The 2,617-nt window shown below is 58.8% G+C and carries 3 protein-coding genes; all 3 read left to right on the forward strand.

What is annotated here, in order from left to right:
* Positions 1–1,001 (forward strand): HAD-IC family P-type ATPase (locus GXX82_16370; GenBank protein ID NLT24619.1); only part of this gene is annotated, 1,001 nt, incomplete at its 5' end.
* A 103-nt stretch (positions 1,002–1,104) separates the two neighbouring features.
* On the forward strand, positions 1,105–1,587 hold the full coding sequence (gene tsaA / locus GXX82_16375) for a tRNA (N6-threonylcarbamoyladenosine(37)-N6)-methyltransferase TrmO (protein ID NLT24620.1): 483 nt from the start codon (positions 1,105–1,107) through the stop codon (positions 1,585–1,587).
* A 201-nt stretch (positions 1,588–1,788) separates the two neighbouring features.
* The coding region (locus GXX82_16380) for a potassium transporter Kup (GenBank protein NLT24621.1) at positions 1,789–2,617 on the forward strand (829 nt) is incomplete at its 3' end.

The raw sequence follows: 2,617 nt of genomic DNA on the forward strand, positions 1-2,617 counted from the left end.
GGATCCTGATCAAGAGCGCCGAGGCCCTGGAACTCACGAACAAGGCGAGGAACGTCCTTTTCGACAAGACAGGCACCCTGACGGAGGGCGTCATAGTCCTCGCCGACATCATACCGCTCGCGTCCGCGGGAGAGAAGGAGGTCCTCCGCATCGCCTTCAACCTGGAGAAACAGTCCGAGCATCCCTTTTCAGAGGCCCTGAGGAAAAAGGCCCAGGAATCGGACATACCCTCCCTTGACGTCACGGATTTCCAGGCTGTCATCGGCAGGGGCATCAAAGGGACGATCGGAGGGACCGACTACCGGATGGGCAACAGGGCCTTCCACGAAGAAGAGGGGCACACCCTCGACAGCGGGACGAGGGACCTCTACGAGGAGAAGGAGCGGTCCGCCGCTTCGCCGGTCCTCCTGTGGGACGACACAGGGCCCATGGCCATTCTGACCTTCAGTGATCGGGTGCGGGAAGAGGCGGTCGAGGTGGTACGGAGGCTCAGGGAGATGGATATCGAGCCCGTCATGATCACCGGCGACAGCGAGAACGGGGCGCGGACGATAAGCGGGCGCCTCGGCATCGAGCGTTACTTCCACCGCGTCCTTCCCGACGGGAAGGCGGCCATCGTCGAGGACTTCCGGCGCAAGGGAGTGACGGTCATGGTCGGGGACGGCATCAACGACGCCCCATCTCTCGCCGCGGCGGACATCGGCGTCGCCATGGGGAAAGGTACGGACATCGCCATCGAGTCGGCGGACGTGGTGCTCATGAAAGGCCACCTGTCCCGGCTCGTCAGCCTTATCAGGCTCTCCCGGAAAACAATGCGTGTCATCAAGCAGAACCTTTTCTGGGCATTCATCTACAACGTCCTTGGCATACCCGTTGCCTTCGGCGCGCTCTACCCCTTCTTCGGTATAAGAATGGAACCGGTCTTCGGCGCCGTTGCCATGGTCATCAGCTCCATATCGGTGGTGAGCAATTCGTTGAGGCTGAGGTTCTTTAAGGACTGAGAGACGGCTTGAGCCGCTTGAACCGCTTGAGCCGCTTGAGGGTTAAAGACAAAAGACAAGAAAGGAACAGCGGCTGAAACAATCATTTTGGGAAAGGACAGGGATGAAGGACGAGGGACTTGAGTTTGTTGTGAGGCCGATCGGGGTGATCCGTTCCCCTTTCAAAACGAAGGAGGAGACACCGATACAGGGGAGGTTCCGGCCCGACGCGGTGGGGTTGGTGGAGATCTATGAGGAATACCGGGAAGGGCTTAAGGACATCGAGGGATTCACGCACATATTCCTCATCTATCCTTTCGACAGGGCGGGCCAGGTCGAACTGGTGCGGCCTGTTCTTCTCGATGACGAACCACACGGGATATTCGCCTGCCGCTACCCGGCGCGGCCTAACTGCCTCGGGCTCACCATCGTGGAGCTTATCGGAAGAAACGGCAGCACGCTCGAGGTCGCGGGCATAGACGTCCTAGACGGCACACCGCTTGTCGACATCAAGCCTTACGTCGCCCGCTTCGATTGTTTCCCACGCGCGAAGGAGGGATGGTTCAGGGGCAAGGAGGACAGGCCGAAACCGAAGGGAAGGGAATAGAAGCGTCGCAGGTCGCAGGTCTCAAGTTCCAGGCTTGAAAGGCGGAAAGAAACGACGGGGTGGGGCGCGGGGTTATGTATGCGTCAGGCTGTGGATCCGGGTCAGGAACCGGCCTCCGGAGGCAAAGAACCATCTCTTCCTGTGTCCGCGCCTTGTGTGCATTGAAATTCCCGTCAATATTGGGTAACATAAGTCACCTGAATGCAAGACAACGCTATTAAACCTCAAGCGCTCGGACGCCGGCACCGTGTCGCCGACGATATCAGGTCCGTCATCAAGTCTCTCGGCCTTGTCTTCGGCGATATCGGTACCAGCCCCATCTACACCCTCACCGTCATCTTCCTCCTCCTCAAGCCGACGGTGGACAACGTTATGGGTGTCCTTTCCCTCATAGTCTGGACCCTCGTGATCCTTGTATCCGTCGAGTACGCGTGGCTTGCCATGAGCCTCGGCGAAAAGGGAGAGGGGGGAACGATCATCCTCAGAGGTCAATTGATCCGCCTTCTGAAGAAGGGAAGAGGGGCGGTCTTTGTCACCATACTCACCTTCGTCGGCATATCCCTTCTTGTCGGCGACGGCGTTATCACTCCCGCGATAAGCATACTGAGTGCAGTGGAGGGCATCCTTCTGATCCCCGGATTTCACGGTACGAAGCAGACCACGCTCATCCTCATCGCGGGCGTGATCGCCATAGCCCTCTTCGCCTTTCAGAGAAAAGGCGCGGAGAAGGTCGCCGGGGCGTTCGGGCCTCTCATGCTCCTGTGGTTCATTGCCCTCGCAATTTCCGGCGTGGTGTCCATCACGCGATACCCCTCTGTATGGAAGGCGATCAATCCCTTGTACGCCGTCACGTTCCTCTACGATAACGGCATCGCCGGTTTCTTCGTGCTCTCCGAGGTCATTCTCTGCGCGACGGGAGGAGAAACACTCTATGCCGATATGGGCCACCTGGGAAGAAAGCCCATCATCCGGGCGTGGTATTTCGTTTTCCTCGCCCTTGTGCTGAACTACCTGGGTCAGGGCGCTTTCA

It is taken from the genome of Syntrophorhabdus sp., assembly GCA_012719415.1.
In the GTDB taxonomy this organism is placed as follows: domain Bacteria; phylum Desulfobacterota; class Syntrophorhabdia; order Syntrophorhabdales; family Syntrophorhabdaceae; genus Delta-02.

Coding starts and splice junctions, on each gene's coding strand:
- tsaA (NLT24620.1), top strand. CDS start 1,105: ATGAAGGACGAGGGACTTGAGTTTGTTGTGAGGCCGATCGGGGTGATC.